Source organism: Burkholderia sp. Bp9004, from assembly GCF_003858025.1.
Classification (GTDB): domain Bacteria; phylum Pseudomonadota; class Gammaproteobacteria; order Burkholderiales; family Burkholderiaceae; genus Burkholderia; species Burkholderia diffusa.
Genome location: NZ_QTQD01000033.1, coordinates 49,834 through 67,742, shown reverse-complemented (window position 1 = coordinate 67,742; position 17,909 = coordinate 49,834). Strand labels below are relative to the sequence as shown.

The following is a 17,909-nucleotide window of genomic DNA, read 5'->3' as shown; positions in this document are numbered from 1 at the left end:
CCTGGGCCGTGCGTCGAAGGCAGGGGTGCGCCGGATGGCCGGCGCGCGCACGCACGCCGGCCGGGCCGGACAGCGAAACCGAGAGAGGCGTGGGCGCGTGCATGGTGAATAGGGTATCGGCGGGCGAATAAAACCTTACGATTCTACAACACAACCTTCCGGATCGGTGATTAGGCTGTCGGCCTTTCGTCAGGCATTGTTGTGGAAATGATTTAAGTAATGACGATCTCGCGCGGTGACACCGGTCGATTTTTTCCGTAAATGCAACGCTCTATGTTCAAACCAAGGGTTTCCCCTTGGTATTGCGAGCACTACACTTGAGTCATCGCTTCAGACAGTCCCGCCGGAAGCGACGCCAAAAGAGAACATATTTCGGAGGTCCACCATGAAGTCGATCATCTACGCAGCGATCGCTGCATCCGTGCTTGCCGCCCCGATCGCATCGTTCGCGCAGTCCGAGCAGGGCTTGACCCGCGACCAGGTCCGGGCCGAACTCGTGCAACTCGAACAGAACGGCTACAAGCCGCTCGCGAGCGATGCGCAATATCCGCAGAACATCCAGGCCGCTGAACAACGCATCCAGCCGAACCAGCCGATGCTCGCCCAAGCCGACACGAGCGGCTATGGTGCGGTGGCGACGGGCGCAGGCCAGTCGGGCCGCCGCATGACGCGTGAAGCCCCGAATCCCGTGAACTCCGTCTACTTCGGCAACTGAACATCCCCGGGTCTGCCCGAGCACAGCATGTGACCGACGGGACGCGCGCTACTCGCGCGCGTCTGCGTCAGCAGAGCAGAACCTCCGTCGCCGCATTCCGGCGGCTTTTCCGCCCAGACGCTCGCGCGTTTGGGCCTTTTTTGCTGGGATGGGTCAGACGGACGTGACCGCCGGGGTGCCGTGGATATAGTGTTCGAGCTGGCTGATCGTGAATTGCTGATCGGCAATCACACTCTTCACGAGGTCGCCGATCGAGATCAGGCCGATGAGCTTGCCGTCCTGGAGGACGGGCAGGTGGCGCATCCGGTGTTCGGTCATCAGCGCCATGCACTCGTCGGTGGATTGCGAAGGTTCGACGTAGCGCACCTTGGCCGTCATGATTTCCTCGACGCGGGTGGCCTTCGACGAACGGTCCTGCAGCACGATCTTGCGCGCGTAGTCGCGCTCGGTGACGATGCCTGCGATGTCGTCGCCCTCCATGACCAGCAATGCGCCGATTCCCTTTTCCGCCATCAGCTTGACGGCGTCATAGACGAAATCGGCTTTCGTGACGGTGTAGATCGTGCGGCCGGAATCCGGCTTGGCTTTGAGAATTTGCGCGACAGTCGTGCTCATTTGCTTTCTCCGTGTGCGGGACGATGCAGGGAAGGCAGGGCGTGATGCGCGGCACCCGATGGGCCCAGTATAGCCGGGCCTGCTACGGCAGTCGCGTGACGTTTCCAGATTAGCGGTAAACTCCGGGCACGCACTATCCACACAACTCCTACATTCCTGATCGTTTCGATTGAATTCATGATGTCTTCGCGTCCCCAATCGCCCACGCAGGGCAATGGCCAGGCCGACGAGTGCGTGACACTCGTCGCCACCGCGTCGCTGCCCACGCGCTACGGTACGTTCACGTCGTACGCATTCCGCGTATCGGGCAGCGATGCCGAACATCTCGCGCTCGTGATGGGTGACGTCACCGGCGAGCAGTCCGTGCTGACGCGGCTGCATTCCGAATGCCTGACCGGCGACGTGTTCGGCTCCTACCGCTGCGATTGCGGCGAGCAACTCGATCTCGCGCTGCGTTACATCGCGGCGGAAGACCGCGGCGTGCTGCTGTATCTGCGTGGCCACGAAGGGCGCGGCATCGGCCTGAGCAACAAGATCCGTGCATACGCGTTGCAGGAGCAGGGGCGCGACACCGTCGAGGCGAATCTCGATCTCGGCTTGCCCGACGACGCCCGCGAATACGACTCGGCCGCAGCGATCCTCCGGATCCTCGGTGTGACGTCGGTGCGACTGATGAGCAACAACCCGAAGAAGTTCGACACGCTCGTGAAGCACGGCATTCCCGTCTGCGAACGCGTGGCGCTCGCGGTACCCGTACGCGAGGAAAACGAGCGTTACATCCGGACCAAGCAGGCGAAGTTCGGGCATTACTTCGAAGAGAACGAGTAACGAAAACAAGGGGCTCTTCGGAGCCCCTTGTCTCATCTGGATTTCGATGCCACACCGCGAGCAAGCTGCCTGCGCGCCAACTATCCGGTAGCCGTCTGCTTCCTCGAGCGTCTGTACGGATGTATCCCAATACTGCTGTCCGGGGCCGGCCAGGTGTGCGGACCATGGGCGGATAGCGGAGATGATATGTCCCCGATAAATTATGGCAGGCAAGAAAAAGCCCGCTACTGGAGCGGGCTGAATCCATGTTTGGAGACATGGAGGAGACGGATGTAACTTTAAGGGAAAACCCGAGGGCTGGCAAGCCCTAGTTGTAATTGTGCAACGCAGCGTTGGTGAGTTTTCCTGGCTGTGTCCGCGAAGCCGTTGCCGCTCTCACATTCCGGCCGCCCATGCATGCGCCGCAAACGCGCCGAACCGCTCCTGCGCAACCGGCACCGCGTACTTGTCGCGCATTTCCATCTCGATCCACGCACAGGCCTCGCGCGCGCAGTCGGTCAGCGCGTGCCGCGTCGCGTGTCCATCGATGTCGTAGACGAAGCGCACGCCCACCTCGTCGTCGGTGACTTGCCGCTGCAACTGATTGAGCTGCAATTGCGGCCCGTGCCGTTGCGACAGCGCGCGCAGCTCGTCGAAGTGATATTCGAGCCAGTCGGCGAAGAACAGCGCATCGCTGCGGCAGCGCAGACGGAACGCCGCACTGCGCGACGGACGCCGCGTGGCGCCGGCGGCCTGCGGCTCGCCGTTCGGCGCCATGGCTGCGTCGACGGGCGCAAGCGGCTGCCCGATCTGCCGGTACGGTTCGCGGTCGCGCAGCGCGTGCCACAGTAGTTCGTCGCCGGTGGCCCCGGACGGCTGCATCGTCAGGTCGTGCTGGCCGTCGCCGATAGCGGCGACGTCGCGGATCACGAGGCGCAGCGAGCAGAGCGGCTCGTCCGCAACCAGTAGCGTCGCCGCGCGCGGCAACCCGCACACGAGCGGTGCCGCGCCGGCCGCCCGGAACACGAGCCCGTTGCGATCGAGCCGGACGAGCGGCAGCGGCCGCGGAAACGACGGGTAGGTGACTGCGATGCGGGCGCCGCCGGTACCCGTCAACCCGGGCATCATCGCGCGAAAGACCTGAGACTGGTCCACGGTGGTTCTCCTTCGTTACGGTTCCGCCCGGCCGGACTACGCGCGTTCCGGCTCAGGCGGCGATGGCCTGCCGGGCAGCCCGTCCCGGCTCAATTCCAAGTGCGGCAAACGTTTGCGGATCGATGTCGATCCAGCACGCGACAACCAGACGGCCGTCCACCGGTTTCGGGGGGCCTGCCCGGTGCGCGTGCACGCCGATCCGGCGGAACAGCCTCTCCATGCTCGCGAACGTCACGCCGATCAGCTGCCGCGCGCCCAGTTGCGCCGCGCATTCGACGACCGCGGCGAGCATCGGGCGGACGGCCCACTCGGCATTGCCCGGAGCGCCTTCGTCGCCGGTTGCCGCGAACCGCGACAGCTCCCAGACGGCTGCCGATTCCGGCAGCGCGACGTCGTCGGCGATCAGGTCGGCGAACAGCGACTTCAGCAGATACGGGCGCGTGGTGGGCAACAGGCGCGCACATCCACACACGTCGCCGTCGGCGTTTCTCGCGAACACGTAGACGGTATCGTCGCGATCGAACTGGTCGCGCTCGAAACTTTCGTTCGCCGACGGGAGCGCCCAACCGAGCTGTTCGACGAACACGCGGCGCCGATAGCGCCCGAGATCCGCTGCAAGTTCGTGTGGCAACCGCCCTTCCTCGTGAACGAAGGTCCGCATGGTGTCCTCGGATCTGTACTTTGGTATGCACGCATTACAGCGCGCGTCCCGAGGGGGCGGTAACTAGTAACTCTTACAGGGTGAGGGTGGCCGATACCATTTGACCGATGGTATCGGTTTCCTGATCGGCGGGATTGAAATGCGGGCGGCTTTTGCTTATAAAGAGCGCCAGTCGTACGGAAATGTCAGAGGAAAGCGCGGCCGGTTGTCACTGGAGCGTGGGACCGGCATGATAGGCGTCGTTGCGACCGAGCAGCGACGATGCAACCGCGGCCGGCCAGTCGACGTGTGCGAGCCGCGCGGCGAGCACGGCGGCGGTGCGGAACATGCCGAGATCGGCGCCGGTGGCGTCGACGGCCATGATGTTGCTGCGCACGTCGCCGCCCGCGATCACGAACGCGCCCGTCGCGCGCTCGAGATACCAGTCCCAGCCGATCGTCAGGTATGCGACGCCGGCACTGGCCGGGCGATGCCATTCGGTGTAGCCGGCCAGGCGCGCGTCGATGGCGCTGTCGCGTAGTTCCTCGAGCAGCGATGCATCGAGGCCGCTTGCGACGTGGTCGAGCACGAGCGCGGCCAGTGCGCTTTCGGACAGGCGCACGTAGCCGTCCGGAGACGGGCCGCGGACCGGATGCAACAAAGGTGAAGTCATGCGCGGAATGTATCAGCCCCGAACCGGCGCTGGCACCTGACAGGTATGACAGCGTAACGTTGTCGGAGAATGAATGGAACTGCGCTGGCAGGATGCCTACCAACAATTCAGCGCCGCGGAAGACGAGCAGCAGCTCTTCCAGCGGATCGCCGCTTATTCTAAACGCCTCGGCTTCGAATATTGCTGTTACGGCATTCGCGTGCCGCTGCCGGTGTCGAAGCCGGCGGTCGCGATCTTCAATACTTATCCGGACGGCTGGATGGCGCACTATCAGGCCCAGAACTACATCGAGATCGACTCGACGGTTCGCGACGGCGCGCTCAGTACCAACATGATCGTCTGGCCGGACGTCGACCGGATCGATCCGTGCCCGTTGTGGCAGGACGCGCGCGACTACGGACTGTCGGTGGGCGTCGCGCAGTCGAGCTGGGCGGCGCGCGGCGCGTTCGGGCTGTTGAGCATCGCGCGTCACGCGGACCGGCTCACGCCGGCCGAGATCAACATGCTGACGCTGCAGACCAACTGGCTCGCGAACCTGTCGCATTCGCTGATGAGCCGCTTCATGGTGCCGAAGCTGTCGCCCGAGTCGAGCGTCACGCTGACCGCGCGCGAGCGCGAGGTGCTGTGCTGGACGGCCGAAGGCAAGACCGCATGCGAGATCGGCCAGATCCTTTGCATCTCGGAGCGCACGGTCAACTTCCACGTGAACAACATCCTCGAGAAGCTCGGCGCGACCAACAAGGTCCAGGCGGTCGTCAAGGCGATCGCGGCCGGACTCATCGATACACCCTGATCCGGCGCTGGCGGCGGGGCGATCGTGCCGCGCCGGCCGCCGCCGCCGCTCACTCCATCATCGGCTCCGCTTCCTTCGCGGTCCAGCTCACGCTGGAAATGCTCTTCTCCATGCTCATTCGGCTCGCGATCTGCTCGAGCTTCTGCTGATCCTTCGGGTGCAGCTTCAGCGTCGCCGTCACTTTCAGGCGGTCCGGCTGGTCGGGCACGTCTTCGCTCGTCAGGCTCTGGAACGACAGCGGCTTCGCGTACATCGAATTCGACAGCAGCGTGCGGATGTGCACTTCGTCGGCGTCCAGGCAGATCACCGTGATCTGGTATTCGCGCACGAGGTCGGCGTTCGACACGGGGGTTGCGTTGATCGCCTGGCTGACGCCGCGCAGCACCGTGTTGGTGAGCAGCACGACGCCCGTGCCGGCCAGTGCCGGCACGAAGTGCCCGGAGCCGGCCAGTACGCCGACGGCGGCCGAGCACCATAGCGTCGCGGCCGTGTTGATGCCCTGGATCGAGCCCTTGTCGCGCATGATCACGCCGCCGCCGAGAAAGCCGACGCCCGACACGACGTACGCGGCGATCTGTGTGACGCCGGCCACGCCGTTGCCGGTCAGCACGCCGAGCGTGACGAACAGGCAGGCGCCGCTCGCGACGAGCGTGATCGTGCGCAGGCCGGCCGTGCGTTGCCGCATCTGGCGTTCGAGGCCGATCGCGACGCCGCAGGCGAACGCAGTGAAAAGACGGAGTGCGAAATCGAGAGTCATGTTTGTTCTGCCGTGCCAAGTGCGCATGCCGGCCCGCGTCGCGGCGGCGCGAGGCCGAACGCGGCACGATGGCCGTCATCGCGCGGTACTGTACCGCGCGAATGCGTCATTCAGTGTGAAACGGATGGCATGCGGGCTCGCGGAACGCGAGCCGCGGCAGGAGAACTGCGTCGGACAGGCGTTCAGGCGGCAAGCGGCGCATGCAACGGAGTGCCGCAACTGTCCACGATGGTTCCTGAAGGAAGAATGGGCGGCATTCTAGTGGGCCGCCTGAGCAGGCGTCAACCCGTCTGGTGGCCGGCCGCGAACGGCCGGTGCGTCACGGCGACGGCTACTGCGACGCGCCGATCGTCCCCGTCGCGAGCGCGAGCGCGGCGGCGGCCGACAGCGCGCCGGCGTAGCTGTCGACTTCCGCGTTGCGGGCCGCGAGCAGCTGGCTTTGCGCGATCGTCGCATCGGTGACCGAGCCGACACCGTTGCGGTACGCGGTCAGCGCCGCGTCGTAGCTCGTCTGGGCGGCATCGACGAGCGCCTTGGCCGCGTCGTGCGACGCGAGGCTCGTCTGCACCGCGTTCTGCGCGGCGACGACCTGGCGCACGGCTTCCTCCTTGGTCCGCGTGAGGCGCGCGGACGCGCTTTGCGCGTCGTTGCGCGCCTGCATCAGCACCGCCGAGCGCAGGCCGCCGTCGTACAGCGGAATCGTCACGCCGAGGAACACGCCGCCGCCGTAGCGGCTGCCGTTCAGGTTGACGGTCGGCGCCTGGTCGCCGATCGCAGGCAGTGCGGTGATGGCCGTGCCGCCGCTTGCATACGACGTCGAAGCGGACAGGAAGACTTTCGGCATGAACGCGGCTTCCGCGGCCTTGATCTTTGCGCGATTGGCCTGTTCGAGCGCAAACGCGCCCTGCAGGTCGGGGCGGCGCGCGATCGCGTCCGACACGATCGCGTCGACCGACGAACCGAGCGCGGGCGGCAGCGGCCGTTTCGGCAGCGCGGCGATCGTCGGCTTCGACAGCGGCGAGATGCCGAGCGCGGAGACGAGGGCGAGGTAGCTGTCGCTTTCCGCGCCGCTCGCCTGCACGAGCGCGAGGTTCGCCTGCGCACGGTTCTGCGTGGCCTGCGCAAGCTCGACGACCGTACCGATGCCATGCTTGAGCCGCGCGCGGGACGCCGCGAGGATCGCGTCCGCGTTCGCGAGGCCCTGCTGCGCGCTGACCGCGCGCGAGCGGGCGGCTTCGTACCGGTAATACGCGACGGTCACGTCGTGGATCACCTGCTGGTGCACGGCCGTGAACGCGACGTTCGACGCGATCGACGCCTGCTCGGCCGCTTCGACGCGCGCCGCGCGGCCGCCGAAATCGAACAGCAGCCATTGCAGCGACAGCGCCGAGATCGTGCCGTGCACGGTCGTGTTGCTCGACGCGTCGCCGAGGAGCGTCGACGTCGAGCCGTGGCTCGTCTGGTACGCGCCCATCGCGGTCGCCGAAAGGTTCGGCAGGTACGCGGCCTTCGCGATGCCGACCGCGAGCGCCGCGTTGCGCGCGTCGTTCCATGCGATGCGCGTCAGCGGGTTCGCCGACTCGGCGAGATCGATCAGCTCGGGCAGCGTGTACGCATGGGCGGCATCGAGCGTGGCAGGCGGCGATACCGACGCGAGCGCGGGCGTGGCCGGCAGCGTGTAGTCGTGCGCGCCTTGCGCGGTCGTGAGCGGCGGTGCCGGCACGATGTCGCCCGCGGCCGATGTTTGCGGCTGCCACGGGCGGTCGGACGCCTCCGGCGCCAGATCGATCGACGACGTCGCGCAGCCGGCCAGTGCGACGGCGGTCGCGAGGGCGGCGGCGGCGATCGAGGCGGCCGGCGGTTCAGGTAGGCGCATGGGGAACAGGCTCCTTCGGTGTGGCTTGACGGGCGGCGTCGGCGATGTGCGCGAGCCGCGTGTCGATCAGGTTCAGCAGCGCGTCGCGTGCGGGGTCGATGGGGGCAGCGGGGGCGGCGCCCGGCGGTGGGGCCGGCGGCGCGGGGGAGGCCGCATGAGGCGCGGCTTCGCCGTCACGCAGGTCGACCACGCGTGCGAGCCGATCGCCGATCGCCGCGTCGCCCGGAGCGCGTTCAGCGAGCAGGAACAGCGGGCCTTCGAGCGCGCCGAGTTCCGCGAGTGCGCGCCGTCGCGCGGCGAGCCATGTGGCGGCCGGCCGCACCCACGACGGTTCGTAATGGATCAGGCCGAGCTCCTGCGCGATCGCGCCGTGGCGTGCGAACGCTTCGGCGGCCAGTGCGCGCCGCTCGGCCGGCTGCGCGATCTGCGCGAGGCGCCGCCACTGGTCGAGCAGCGCCGTAAGCGCCGTGTCGATCTGCTTGCCGATGCTGACCGGCCAGATGCGCGTGAACACGAGATACACGACCACGTTGCCGAGCAGGATGCCGATCGTGCGATCGCGCGCGAGCGTGAGGTCGAAGCCGGGGCCCGCGCCCTGGATCACGCACAGGAAGAACGCGAAGGCGACCTGGAAGCCCGCGTAAGCGATGCGCGGCGATCCGAACGCGACCCACGCGGCAAGCCACGCGCCGGCGAACACGAGCGCCATCAGCTCGCCGATCGACGACAGCGACGGCACGACGAACACGAGTGCGGCCGTCCCGATCAGCGCGCCGACGATGCAGCCGGCGATGCGCAGCGTCAACTTCTCGACCGTCTCGGCCGTCGAGCCGAGCGACACCATGTAGCAGGTGATGAAGCAGGTGTGGATGCCCGACCAGTCGAGCTGGGAGTAAAGCAGGTAGCAGAACATCGCAGCGACCGTCGTTTTCAGCGCATAGCGGACGTGGTCGGGATTGGTGCGCGCATCGGGCAGGAAGAAGCCGCCGCCGGGGGCGGGCGGCGCAGGCGGTGCGGCGGGCTCGGCGCGGGTGTCGGCGGTGGCCGTATCGGCCGATGCGTCGTTCGTGGCCGGTTCCGCGAAATGCGTGATCGCCGTGTGCAGATCCGTTGCGACGACGCGCGCGAGCGGCGGCAGCGTATCGGTTGCCGGCAGCGCGAGCGTCACCTCGACCGGATAGCCGCCGCGTTCGAGGATGGCGGCCATGTCGTCGAGCGTCGTTGCAATCGGCTCGACAAACGTGTCGGGCAGCCTTGCGTCGGGTTCGCGGTCGGCGAGTGCGACCGCGACGAGCAGCGCGGTGCTCGATGCGATGGCCTGCCGCAGCGCGACGACGTCGACGGCCGCCGACGAGCCTTCGAGCTTCGACAGCTTGAGCCACGTGAGCAACTGCTTGTCGCCTTCGCGCAGGCTCGCGTCGAACGCGGTGCGCGCGTTGTCATCGTCATCGCCGCGCAGCCGCCGCGCGGCGAGCCGCAGCCGTTTCGCGAGCTGCGCCTGCGCGAGCTTGCGCGGCGACGGTGCGATCAGCAGGTTGACGACGATCGCGACGCCGACCGGGATCGCGACCATCAGCCACGCATAGAGCAGCGCGCGCGTCGCGGCTTCGCCGAACGGCGCCAGGCCGAGCTGGTCGAGCCCGAAGCCGACGATCATCGCGAGGATCGCGCCGACTGGGCGCAGCTTGCTTGCCGACGTCAGGTAGAGCAGGCCGACCGACAGCACGGCCATGCACGCGACGCGTAGGATCGAATAGTCGATGCTGAAGATCGCGACGCCCATCACGAGCGCGATGACGGCCGTGACGAGCAGCAGCATCGCGACCGCGAGCACGACGCTCGTCACGCGGTCCGCGCGGTTCAGGAAGAACACGACGTATACGGAGATCGCAGCCTCCGGCGTGCCGTACCCGCTTGTCACGAGCACGACGAGCGCGCAGATCAGCGCGACGCGCACGGCCATCGCCGTGCGCCCGGGAAACGGCGCGAGCAGTCGCAGGACTTCGCGCGGGCCCGGCGAGCGGACCTCAGCGGCAGGCTGAGCCATGCCGGACCTCGACGATCGCACTGGCGCCGACGCGCACGAGGTTGCCGTCGGGTTCGTCGAGCTTCACGCGCACGGGGAAGCGTTGCGCGACGTGCACCCAGTTCACCGAGTTCTGCACGATCGGCAGCGAGCGCGGCAGGTTGATGCGAGCACTGTCCGCGATGCCCGCGCCGATGCCGACGACCTTGCCCGTCATCGGGCGGCTGCGGTCGATCATCGAATAGACGGTCGCGCAGTCGCCGAGCTCGATGCGGTTCAGCGACGTCTCGCGGAAATTGCCGACGGCGAACCATTCGCTCGCGTCGATCAGCGTGAAGATCGACTGGTTCGGTGCGAGGGTTTCGCCGGCGAGCACGCTCAGGCCCGTCACGAGCCCGTCGTGCGGGGCGCGCACGACCGTGTCGTCGAGCGCGTGCTGCGCACGGGCCAGCGCGGCCTCGCGCGCATGCAGCGTCGCGATCGCGTCGGCGTCGTCGCCGATCGTCTGCGCGGACGCGCGCTGCTGCTCCTGCGCCTGCGCGAGCGACACGGCCGCGTCGCGCTGGCGGACCTTCGCCTGATCGAACTGCTGCGCGCTGACGTAGCCCTGCGCGGCCAGCGGTGCGAGCCGGTTCACGTCGCGCGTCGCGAGGTCGGCGTTCTGCGTCGCGCGCTTGACCTGCTCGGCGGCGACCGCCGCGTTCGAGCGCTCGCCGATCAGCGACCGGCGGCGCGTGTCGAGCGATGCGCGTGCGAGCTCGAGATCGGCCTGCGCCTGCGCAACCGTCAGCCGGTACGGCACCGGATCGATTTCATACAGCAGGTCGCCTTTGGCGACGCGCTGGTTTTCATGCACCGCGAGCCGCACGATGCGCCCGCCGACAGGCGATGCGACATGCACGACGTCCGCGTCGATCGACGCGTCGTCGGTGGACGGGTAGGCCGTCGTGCGGTGGTACGCGTATGCGAGCGCCGCGATGCCGAGCGCGACGATCGCGAGCGCGATCGCACGGCCTTTGATGGACGGGCGGGCGGTTCCGGCGGCCTTCATGCGAACGGCCCCGTGCCGGTGAGCCAGACGATCACGGCGACCACGAGCCCGATCGCGGTGCAGACGGCAAGCTGGTAAGGGACCGTGGCGGCCCAGCCGGTCGCGACGAATATGCGGTGCGCAACGATCGCACCGACGATGCCGATGATGGCGCTGACGAGCCAGAGCGGGAAATACGCGCCGAACAGCACGTACGACGGTGCGCCGCGCGATGCGCAGCCCGCGAGCGGCAGGGCGGGCGCCAGGGCGGCGGCGACGCGCAAGGGCGCGCGCGGCGTTGTTTTTCTCATGGTGTGGCGAGCTCGACGATGGGGGTGGATGCCGGGCGCGGCGCAATGCGGTTCGCCGCCGCGACGACGATTCCGCGATACGGAGCCGATAATAAAGCAGCACGATGCGGACCGCCAGCCGTCCGTCCCGCATGTGCGGCACGCCCCGTGGCCGGAATCGCGTTTCGGCAGCGGCGTGCGGATCGTCGCGATTCTGCCAGCGTGCGCTCGTGTAGGGTTGCTAACGGACTGTAAAGGATCGTCAGATTAAAGAGGGCGCGCTGCATTTCTCGTGCCGACGCGGCGGAATCGGCGTGGAAACGGCGCGATCATCGCCCGAAGCCACGCGAGCCTTCACCCGTGGTCGCGACCGGTCGTCGTAGCCGGGATCTGTGTACCATCGTACGTATGGCGCGAAGCGCGGCATGGGGCGTCACGGCCCCGTGTGACGGATTTCGCGGAAGCCGTATTGCAACGAAGGTGAGCGCTCCATGCGAAGTTTCTTTGTCCGGTTCATTGCAATCGGGGTGTTGTTCCATCTGTACGTCGGGATGCGGATCATTCCCGACGCATTCGCGTCGCCGGCGGCGCGCACGATCGCGGCGCTCGTGCTGGCGAGCTTCGTCGTGCTGATTCCGGTCGGCATGTTCTCGCGCCGCTTCGACGAAGGCTGGGCCGCGACGCTGGTCGGCTGGGCCGGCTCGCTCGTGATGGGCTTCTTTTCGTCGCTGCTCGTGCTGACGTTCCTGCGCGAATTCGTGCTGCTCGGCGTGTTCGCGTGGCGGCACCTCGGGCACGACGGCGCGTGGAGCGGCGCTGCAGCCGATACGGCGCTCGGCGTCCTGGCGGCCGCGGTGCTCGTCACCGCGATCGGGTTCGTCGGCGCGCGCCGCACGGCGGCGGTCAAGCGCGTGTCGATTCCGGTCGATGGGCTGCCGGCCGCGCTCGACGGGCTGACGATCGTGCAACTGTCCGACATCCACGTCGGGCCGACGATCAAGCGGCCCTATATCGAACGGATCGTGCGCGCGGTCAATGCGCTCGAGGCCGACCTCGTCGTCGTGACGGGCGACGTGGTCGACGGCTCGGTCAAGCGCCTGCGCGAGCATACGGCGCCGCTCGGCCGCATGCGGTCGCGGCACGGCAGCTTTCTCGTGACGGGCAACCACGAGTATTACGCGGGTGCGCACGAGTGGATCGACGAATTCCGGCGCATCGGGCTGACGGTGCTGCTGAACGAGCACGTGCTGATCGAGCACGACGGCGCGCGCGCGGTGCTCGCGGGCGTGACCGACTTCACCGCCGGCGGGTTCGATCCCGCGCATCGCAGCGACCCCGAGCAGGCGCTGGCGGGCGCGCCGCGCGACGTCGGCACGAAGATCCTGCTCGCGCACCAGCCGCGCAGCGCGGAAGCGGCGAGCCGCGCGGGTTTTACCGTGCAGTTGTCGGGGCATACGCACGGCGGCCAGTTCCTGCCGTGGCCGCCGTTCGTACGGATGCAGCAGCCGGTGATCGGCGGGCTGAGCCGCTTCGGCGATCTGTGGCTCTATACGAGCCGCGGCACCGGATACTGGGGGCCGCCGAACCGCTTCGGCGTGCCGTCCGAGATCGCGCTGATCCGGCTGACGCGCGGCGGTTAGCGAGGCGTCACTCGATGCGCGCGATATCGTCGAAGTCGAAGCGCGGGCTGCGCGGGAACAGGCCGGCCGGGTCGCCGTAGCCGAGATTCACGAGGAAATTGCTCTTGATCGCGGTGCCCGCAAAGAATTCGGCATCGACCTTCGCGCCGTCGAAGCCCGACATCGGGCCCGCATCGAGGCCGAGCGCGCGCGCGGCGAGGATCAGGTACGCGCCCTGCAGCGACGCGTTGCGGAATGCGGTGGCCTCGATCAGCGCAGCGTTGCCGGCGAACCAGCTCCGTGCGTCGGCGTGCGGAAACAGGCGCGGCAAGTGATCGTAGAACGCGAAGTCCATGCCGACGATCACGGTGACGGGCGCGGCCATCGTCTTCGCGAGATTGCCTTCGGACAACGCGGGCTTCAGGCGCGCCTTCGCCTCGGGCGACTTGACGAACACGAAGCGCGCCGGGCTCGAGTTCGCCGACGTCGGGCCGAATTTCGTCAGGTCGATCAGCCGGTGCAGCAGCGCGTCGTCGACGGGTTTGTCCTGCCACGCGTTGTGCGTGCGCGCGGTGCGGAACAGTTGATCGAGGGCGGCATCGGAGAGCGTCGTCATGATGGGATCCGGAAAGAAAGCGGCCGGGTCGCGCCGGCCGGCATGGCGGAAGAAAGCGGCGCCCTGGATAAGGGCGCGCTGCGACACGGCGCGATGATAGCGTGGCGCGCGAAAACGCACTGGCGTCGCAATCGGCGATTCGAGCGCTCGGGCGTGTGACGCGCCGGAATGACAGCGCATGGCGGCGCGCGTCGCCGTTGGCTACCATGCAGACATGGTTCGCCCGGATCGTTCACCCCTGCCTGATTCCGACATGTCGACGCCCGATCTTTTCCCCGACACGCCCGCGCCCGACGTGGACTGGTACCCGGACTGGCTCGCGCCGGCCGAGGCCGATCGCGTGCTGGCCGCGCTGATCGACGAGGTCGCGTGGCGGCAGGACACGATCCGTACGCCACGCGGACGCATTCCGCTGCCGCGGCTCACCGCGTGGCAGGGCGAGCCCGACGCCGTCTACGTGTATTCGGGAATCCGCAACGTGCCCGCGCCGTGGACGCCGGCCGTGCTCGACCTGAAGCACGCGGTCGAGGCGACCTGCGGCGCGCGTTTCAACAGCGTGCTGCTCAATCGTTATCGCAACGGGCAGGACAGTCTCGGCTGGCATGCGGACAACGAGCCGGAGCTCGGCGACGCGCCGGTGATCGCGTCGGTGAGCCTCGGTGCGATGCGCGTGTTCGACCTGCGTCATCGTGTGACCGGCGTCGTGCATGCGTACCGGCTGACGCACGGCAGCCTGCTGGTGATGCGCGGCCGCACGCAGGCCGAATGGCAGCACCGAGTGCCGAAGGCGCCGGCCGTGCAGGGCGAGCGCGTCAACCTGACGTTCCGGCGGGTGGTGACGGCGGAGGCGGGCCCGTAGCCGCGCCGATCGGATGGTTCGCCACCCGGGGTCGCGACCCGTTTTCAACCGATCCAGCCCATCGGTCGTCCATGCGGCACGTTGCCGCACACGTTGTGTGCGCGCGGAGGGAATAGGCCCGTAAGGCCCGTGCCATAAGGATTTCAGGTGGATTTCATCGACCGCCCGGTTCTGATAGGCAGGTGTAAGCCCTGATGGTGCGTCGCAACATTCCTTGACTAGACTGTCGAATAGCTGAAACGCGCCGCGAGCCGGCGCATCTTTTCGACATGTCCGACGCGTTGCCGATGCGGCGCGCAGGGCAGGAGCACAACCCGTGACCGTACTGGACTCATCCCTCGAACCCTCGCTGCACGTCTTCGAACAAGACGGCGGATGGCAATGGGCGCTGACGGTGAAGCGGGCATCTGGCGTCGGTGTGAAAGTCGTTGCATTCAGCACGGACGGCTTCCGCGGCGAAGCCGACGCCTATGCCGCCGGTCAGCTCGCGCGCGTCGAGTACGACGCCGCCGTGACGGCCTGACGCCGTCGCGCCGATCCCGTTCGCGGATCGGCGCGGTCGTTTATTTCCATCCGCTTTTCCATCCGTTTCCTTTCGTGCATCGGTCGGGACTATGCCGCCCGATGCCGCGCACGACGCACCCGAACGCATATCGAGCATTGCCGGCAGGCCGCCGTCATACCCGGCGACGTTCCGATGGGCAGTCCTGTCTATCGCTGTTATCCTTCCGATCGCATCAGGCTATATGAAGGCCCCGCGGTCCGGTCGGGCGCATCGGGCCGCCGGCCGCATGAGCCGGATCGTGTTGATCCGATCCGGTCGAAAATCCATAATCAAGCATTGCGGGTCTTTCTTGAACGCTTCCACTCCGTCCATGTGCAGAGGGTCAATCCAACGATGAGCGGCGCATCGAAACCGCCGGCGAAGCCGGCAAGCGCGCCGCGTGCGACTGCGGGCGAGGACGTCGACCACGACGCGCCGAAGCAGGGCGCCAGCGACGACGAATCGTCCGGCGGCGCGTCGTCGTATCTGGTGCCGGGCCTCGAACGCGGGCTGCGGATCCTCGCCGAATTCTCGGCGCGCGAACCCGTGCTCGGCGCGCCCGAGCTGTCGAAGCGCATCGGCATCCCGCGCACGACCACCTTCCGCCTGCTGCAGACGCTCGAGGCGCTCGGTTTTCTCGAGCGCGTGAACGGCGACCGCCATTTCCGGCTCAGCGTCGGCGTGCTGCGGCTCGGCTTCGAATACCTGAATTCGCTGGAACTGACCGATCTCGGCACACCCGTGCTCGAACGGCTGCGCGACGCGACGGGCCTGTCGACGCACCTGCTGATCCGTGACCAGCGCGACGTCGTGTTCGTCGCGAAGGCACAGAGCAACACGTCGATGTTCGGTTCGGTGAAAGTACACGTCGGCACGCGGCTGCCGGCGCACGCGACCGTGCACGGGCACGTGCTGATGGGCGACCTCACGCGCGACGCGTTGCGTCAGCTGTATCCGGAAAAGCGGCTCGAACAATTTACCGAACGCACGCCGGGCACCGTCGACGAACTTTACGAGCGCGTGCGTCACTACGCGCGGCTCGGCTACGCGGTCAGCGAGGCCGCGTTCGAGAGCGGCATCTCGGCCGTGACCGCACCCGTGCGCGACCATTCGGGCGCGATCGTCGCGGCGATCACCGCGACGGTGCCGCGCTCGGAGATCGGCGAGGCCGGCGAGAAGGAGCGGCTCGTCGAAGCGGTTTGCGGTGCGGCGGTCGACCTGTCGCAGCGCCTGAACTACCGGCCGCTCGAAAGCGACCCGACGTTCGCGCACGCGCGCCACCGGGTCGCGATGTTCTGATCCGTCGCACGCGCCGCGTCGTGCGGCGTTATCCATCCATCGCCAATGAAAAAGAGCAGCCCGCGGGCTGCTCTTTTCGTTTCCGGCCTCGGGCGCGTGCGCCCGTCGCCGCTCAGAACGAATGGTGGATGCCGGTCAGCACGATCACCTGGTTCGCGGTGCTCGAAGCGCCGGCCGTGAAGAACGCGGCCTTCGCGCCGCCCGAGCCGTGCTCGTACAGCACGTTCGCGTACAACTGCGTGCGCTTGGACAGCGAATAGATGTCCCCGAGCTCGACCTGCGTCCAGCGGCGGCCAGCCAGTGTCGTGGTCGCCGCGCCGCCCGCGATCGTGTTGAACGCGCTGCTGCGGTAGTTCACGCCCGCGTCGTAGCTCTGGAACGTATCCGAAAAGCCGTTCGACTGCATCTTCGTGCGCGTGTACAGGCCGTGCACGAGGAAGTCGCCGAACTGGTAGGACGCGCCCGCGCCGATGTTCTCGACCTTGCTCGCGATGTAGCCGTTCGCGGTGTTCTGCCCCTGGAACGACGTGATGCCGGTCGTGCCGATCAGGATCGAGCGGTCATGCTCGTTCGAGTACACGGCGGACGCCTTGAACGGCCCGTTCGCATAGTTCAGCGCGACGCCGACCGACTTGCCGGTCGAGAAGTTCGTCGTGTTGCCGAGCGCCATCGTCGCCGCGGCCGAGAAGCCCGCGAAGCTCGGCGAGCGGTACTTCACCGAATTGTTGTACGGCACGTTGCCGGTCGCGGCGAGCCCGTCGATGTTGCCGGGGTGGAACGCATACCAGCTCATCGCGAGGTAGGCCGTGCTGAGCGGATCGAGATAGTCGAACGTCAGCGGCGTCTGCCGGCCGAGCGTCAGCGTGCCGTAGCGTTCCGAGCTGAGGCCGACGAATGCCGCGCGGTTCCAGATCGTGTTCGCGGTCGCGAACTGGCCGTTGTTCGTATAGAAGCCGTTTTCGAGCTGGAAGATCGCCGACAGGCCGTCGCCGAGGTCTTCCTTGCCCTTCAGGCCCCACCGATCGGGTTGCGTATTGCCCTGGATCATCGCCCACTTCGCATGGCCGCCGACGTTGTTCACGTACGCGACGCCCGCATCCATGCTGCCGTACAGCACCACGCTGCTCTGCGCCCACGCGCCCGACGCGGCGCCCAATCCGATGACTGCTGCTGCTACCGCATGCTTGACCATTTGATCTCCTGAATCTCCAACCTGATGAAAACGTGCCGTGGCGGCACGCGCGGGAACGGCCGGCCGTCGCGCGTTTTCGCCATCGAGTGGGCATTCGCATGTTCCATATAAGGAACAATGTGCCTCTGATGGAATGGAGTATAGAGGCGTCCAGCACCGGATCAAAAATAATTTTTTCGGGACGGATGGGTTTCGGGCCGATGCCCGGTGTCGGTGCGCGAAGCCCGCGTAAACCCGGTAAATCCCCGCCATATAACAAAAAAATTCGTTTGGCGAGGTCGGCGCGCGAGAGCGCCGACCCGACGGTCAGTGTTTTCCCTAGGACGTGCAGCTTTTTGTTTTACTCGCGGAAAGTCACTCCTATAATCACCATCCATAAACTGCTGTTCCGGATATGGAACAA

General features: G+C 67.2%; 18 protein-coding genes. 7 read left to right on the top strand and 11 right to left on the bottom strand.

The features are described from left to right. Positions 1 to 385 precede the first annotated feature (385 nt). Entirely contained in the window at positions 386 to 715 is a 330-nt protein-coding gene (locus DIE08_RS28675) for a DUF4148 domain-containing protein (protein WP_059468447.1), read from the top strand. Between the two features lie 153 nt (positions 716 to 868). Here the strand turns inward: DIE08_RS28675 and DIE08_RS28670 are convergent, their stop codons facing one another. Next, a complete protein-coding gene (locus tag DIE08_RS28670; protein WP_059608487.1) occupies positions 869 to 1,330 on the bottom strand; it encodes a CBS domain-containing protein in 462 nt (153 codons plus the stop codon). A gap of 177 nt (positions 1,331 to 1,507) precedes the next feature. Here DIE08_RS28670 and ribA point away from each other — a divergent pair, with 177 nt between their 5' ends. Beyond that, positions 1,508 to 2,158, top strand: a complete 651-nt coding sequence (ribA, locus tag DIE08_RS28665) for a GTP cyclohydrolase II (RefSeq protein WP_059468449.1) — start codon at positions 1,508 to 1,510, stop codon at positions 2,156 to 2,158. 375 nt (positions 2,159 to 2,533) lie between these two features. On the opposite strand, the gene DIE08_RS28660 is transcribed toward ribA, so the two are convergent. From DIE08_RS28660 to DIE08_RS28650, 3 genes are all read right to left on the bottom strand, one after another. Then, positions 2,534 to 3,292: a hypothetical protein gene (locus tag DIE08_RS28660; RefSeq protein WP_185715910.1), complete on the bottom strand. Its 759-nt coding sequence runs from the start codon at positions 3,290 to 3,292 to the stop codon at positions 2,534 to 2,536. Between the two features lie 52 nt (positions 3,293 to 3,344). Then, on the bottom strand, positions 3,345 to 3,953 hold the full coding sequence (locus DIE08_RS28655) for an acyl-homoserine-lactone synthase (protein WP_059608485.1): 609 nt from the start codon (positions 3,951 to 3,953) through the stop codon (positions 3,345 to 3,347). Positions 3,954 to 4,161: 208 nt separating this feature from the next. Further along, entirely contained in the window at positions 4,162 to 4,605 is a 444-nt protein-coding gene (locus DIE08_RS28650) for a DUF4902 domain-containing protein (RefSeq protein ID WP_124904933.1), read from the bottom strand. Positions 4,606 to 4,678: 73 nt separating this feature from the next. Between DIE08_RS28650 and DIE08_RS28645 the strand changes: the two genes are divergently transcribed. Further along, complete coding sequence (locus DIE08_RS28645; RefSeq protein ID WP_059526503.1) at positions 4,679 to 5,398, top strand: autoinducer binding domain-containing protein; 720 nt, start codon at positions 4,679 to 4,681, stop codon at positions 5,396 to 5,398. Positions 5,399 to 5,447: 49 nt separating this feature from the next. Here the strand turns inward: DIE08_RS28645 and DIE08_RS28640 are convergent, their stop codons facing one another. The 5 genes from DIE08_RS28640 to DIE08_RS28615 all read right to left on the bottom strand — a co-directional run bounded on the left by DIE08_RS28640 (position 5,448) and on the right by DIE08_RS28615 (position 11,398). Then, complete coding sequence (locus DIE08_RS28640) at positions 5,448 to 6,155, bottom strand: MgtC/SapB family protein (RefSeq protein WP_124628959.1); 708 nt, start codon at positions 6,153 to 6,155, stop codon at positions 5,448 to 5,450. Between the two features lie 331 nt (positions 6,156 to 6,486). Continuing rightward, positions 6,487 to 8,031 (bottom strand): TolC family protein, encoded by a 1,545-nt coding sequence (locus tag DIE08_RS28630; RefSeq protein WP_124628961.1) that lies wholly within the window; start codon positions 8,029 to 8,031, stop codon positions 6,487 to 6,489. Continuing rightward, on the bottom strand, positions 8,018 to 10,078 hold the full coding sequence (locus tag DIE08_RS28625; protein ID WP_124904929.1) for an FUSC family protein: 2,061 nt from the start codon (positions 10,076 to 10,078) through the stop codon (positions 8,018 to 8,020). The genes DIE08_RS28630 and DIE08_RS28625 overlap by 14 nt, the downstream gene beginning before the upstream one ends. Then, positions 10,059 to 11,108 (bottom strand): multidrug transporter subunit MdtN, encoded by a 1,050-nt coding sequence (gene mdtN / locus DIE08_RS28620; RefSeq protein WP_124904927.1) that lies wholly within the window; start codon positions 11,106 to 11,108, stop codon positions 10,059 to 10,061. The genes DIE08_RS28625 and mdtN overlap by 20 nt, the downstream gene beginning before the upstream one ends. Further along, positions 11,105 to 11,398: a hypothetical protein gene (locus DIE08_RS28615; RefSeq protein WP_124904925.1), complete on the bottom strand. Its 294-nt coding sequence runs from the start codon at positions 11,396 to 11,398 to the stop codon at positions 11,105 to 11,107. Before DIE08_RS28615 ends, mdtN begins: the two co-directional genes overlap by 4 nt. Before the next feature lie 470 nt (positions 11,399 to 11,868). Here DIE08_RS28615 and DIE08_RS28605 point away from each other — a divergent pair, with 470 nt between their 5' ends. Beyond that, the gene (locus DIE08_RS28605) at positions 11,869 to 13,017 is read left to right on the top strand and encodes a metallophosphoesterase (protein WP_059608477.1); all 1,149 of its coding nucleotides are present in this window, start codon (positions 11,869 to 11,871) and stop codon (positions 13,015 to 13,017) included. Positions 13,018 to 13,024: 7 nt separating this feature from the next. Here DIE08_RS28605 and DIE08_RS28600 read toward each other — a convergent pair whose 3' ends face one another. Beyond that, on the bottom strand, positions 13,025 to 13,612 hold the full coding sequence (locus DIE08_RS28600) for a malonic semialdehyde reductase (protein WP_059608503.1): 588 nt from the start codon (positions 13,610 to 13,612) through the stop codon (positions 13,025 to 13,027). Between the two features lie 253 nt (positions 13,613 to 13,865). On the opposite strand from DIE08_RS28600, the gene DIE08_RS28595 reads away from it, so the two are divergent. The 3 genes from DIE08_RS28595 to DIE08_RS28585 all read left to right on the top strand — a co-directional run bounded on the left by DIE08_RS28595 (position 13,866) and on the right by DIE08_RS28585 (position 16,314). Beyond that, on the top strand, positions 13,866 to 14,471 hold the full coding sequence (locus DIE08_RS28595; protein WP_185633846.1) for an alpha-ketoglutarate-dependent dioxygenase AlkB: 606 nt from the start codon (positions 13,866 to 13,868) through the stop codon (positions 14,469 to 14,471). Positions 14,472 to 14,787: 316 nt separating this feature from the next. After that, positions 14,788 to 14,994: a hypothetical protein gene (locus DIE08_RS28590; RefSeq protein WP_059608475.1), complete on the top strand. Its 207-nt coding sequence runs from the start codon at positions 14,788 to 14,790 to the stop codon at positions 14,992 to 14,994. A 375-nt stretch (positions 14,995 to 15,369) separates the two neighbouring features. Continuing rightward, complete coding sequence (locus DIE08_RS28585) at positions 15,370 to 16,314, top strand: IclR family transcriptional regulator (RefSeq protein ID WP_124904921.1); 945 nt, start codon at positions 15,370 to 15,372, stop codon at positions 16,312 to 16,314. Positions 16,315 to 16,426: 112 nt separating this feature from the next. Here DIE08_RS28585 and DIE08_RS28580 read toward each other — a convergent pair whose 3' ends face one another. Further along, positions 16,427 to 17,506 carry a porin gene (locus tag DIE08_RS28580; RefSeq protein ID WP_124628972.1) on the bottom strand — a complete coding sequence of 360 codons (1,080 nt, stop codon included), beginning with the start codon at positions 17,504 to 17,506 and terminating at the stop codon, positions 16,427 to 16,429. Positions 17,507 to 17,909 lie beyond the last annotated feature (403 nt).

Excerpts from the sequence above, each read along its gene's own strand:
- DIE08_RS28615 (WP_124904925.1), bottom strand. The coding sequence starts at position 11,398 with ATGAGAAAAACAACGCCGCGCGCGCCCTTGCGCGTCGCCGCCGCCCTG.
- DIE08_RS28655 (WP_059608485.1), bottom strand. The coding sequence starts at position 3,953 with ATGCGGACCTTCGTTCACGAGGAAGGGCGGTTGCCACACGAACTTGCA.
- DIE08_RS28580 (WP_124628972.1), bottom strand. The coding sequence starts at position 17,506 with ATGGTCAAGCATGCGGTAGCAGCAGCAGTCATCGGATTGGGCGCCGCG.
- DIE08_RS28595 (WP_185633846.1), top strand. The coding sequence starts at position 13,866 with ATGTCGACGCCCGATCTTTTCCCCGACACGCCCGCGCCCGACGTGGAC.
- DIE08_RS28650 (WP_124904933.1), bottom strand. The coding sequence starts at position 4,605 with ATGACTTCACCTTTGTTGCATCCGGTCCGCGGCCCGTCTCCGGACGGC.
- DIE08_RS28605 (WP_059608477.1), top strand. The coding sequence starts at position 11,869 with ATGCGAAGTTTCTTTGTCCGGTTCATTGCAATCGGGGTGTTGTTCCAT.
- DIE08_RS28640 (WP_124628959.1), bottom strand. The coding sequence starts at position 6,155 with ATGACTCTCGATTTCGCACTCCGTCTTTTCACTGCGTTCGCCTGCGGC.
- DIE08_RS28645 (WP_059526503.1), top strand. The coding sequence starts at position 4,679 with ATGGAACTGCGCTGGCAGGATGCCTACCAACAATTCAGCGCCGCGGAA.
- DIE08_RS28625 (WP_124904929.1), bottom strand. The coding sequence starts at position 10,078 with ATGGCTCAGCCTGCCGCTGAGGTCCGCTCGCCGGGCCCGCGCGAAGTC.
- DIE08_RS28630 (WP_124628961.1), bottom strand. The coding sequence starts at position 8,031 with ATGCGCCTACCTGAACCGCCGGCCGCCTCGATCGCCGCCGCCGCCCTC.
- DIE08_RS28585 (WP_124904921.1), top strand. The coding sequence starts at position 15,370 with ATGAGCGGCGCATCGAAACCGCCGGCGAAGCCGGCAAGCGCGCCGCGT.
- DIE08_RS28675 (WP_059468447.1), top strand. The coding sequence starts at position 386 with ATGAAGTCGATCATCTACGCAGCGATCGCTGCATCCGTGCTTGCCGCC.
- mdtN (WP_124904927.1), bottom strand. The coding sequence starts at position 11,108 with ATGAAGGCCGCCGGAACCGCCCGCCCGTCCATCAAAGGCCGTGCGATC.
- DIE08_RS28670 (WP_059608487.1), bottom strand. The coding sequence starts at position 1,330 with ATGAGCACGACTGTCGCGCAAATTCTCAAAGCCAAGCCGGATTCCGGC.
- DIE08_RS28600 (WP_059608503.1), bottom strand. The coding sequence starts at position 13,612 with ATGACGACGCTCTCCGATGCCGCCCTCGATCAACTGTTCCGCACCGCG.
- ribA (WP_059468449.1), top strand. The coding sequence starts at position 1,508 with ATGATGTCTTCGCGTCCCCAATCGCCCACGCAGGGCAATGGCCAGGCC.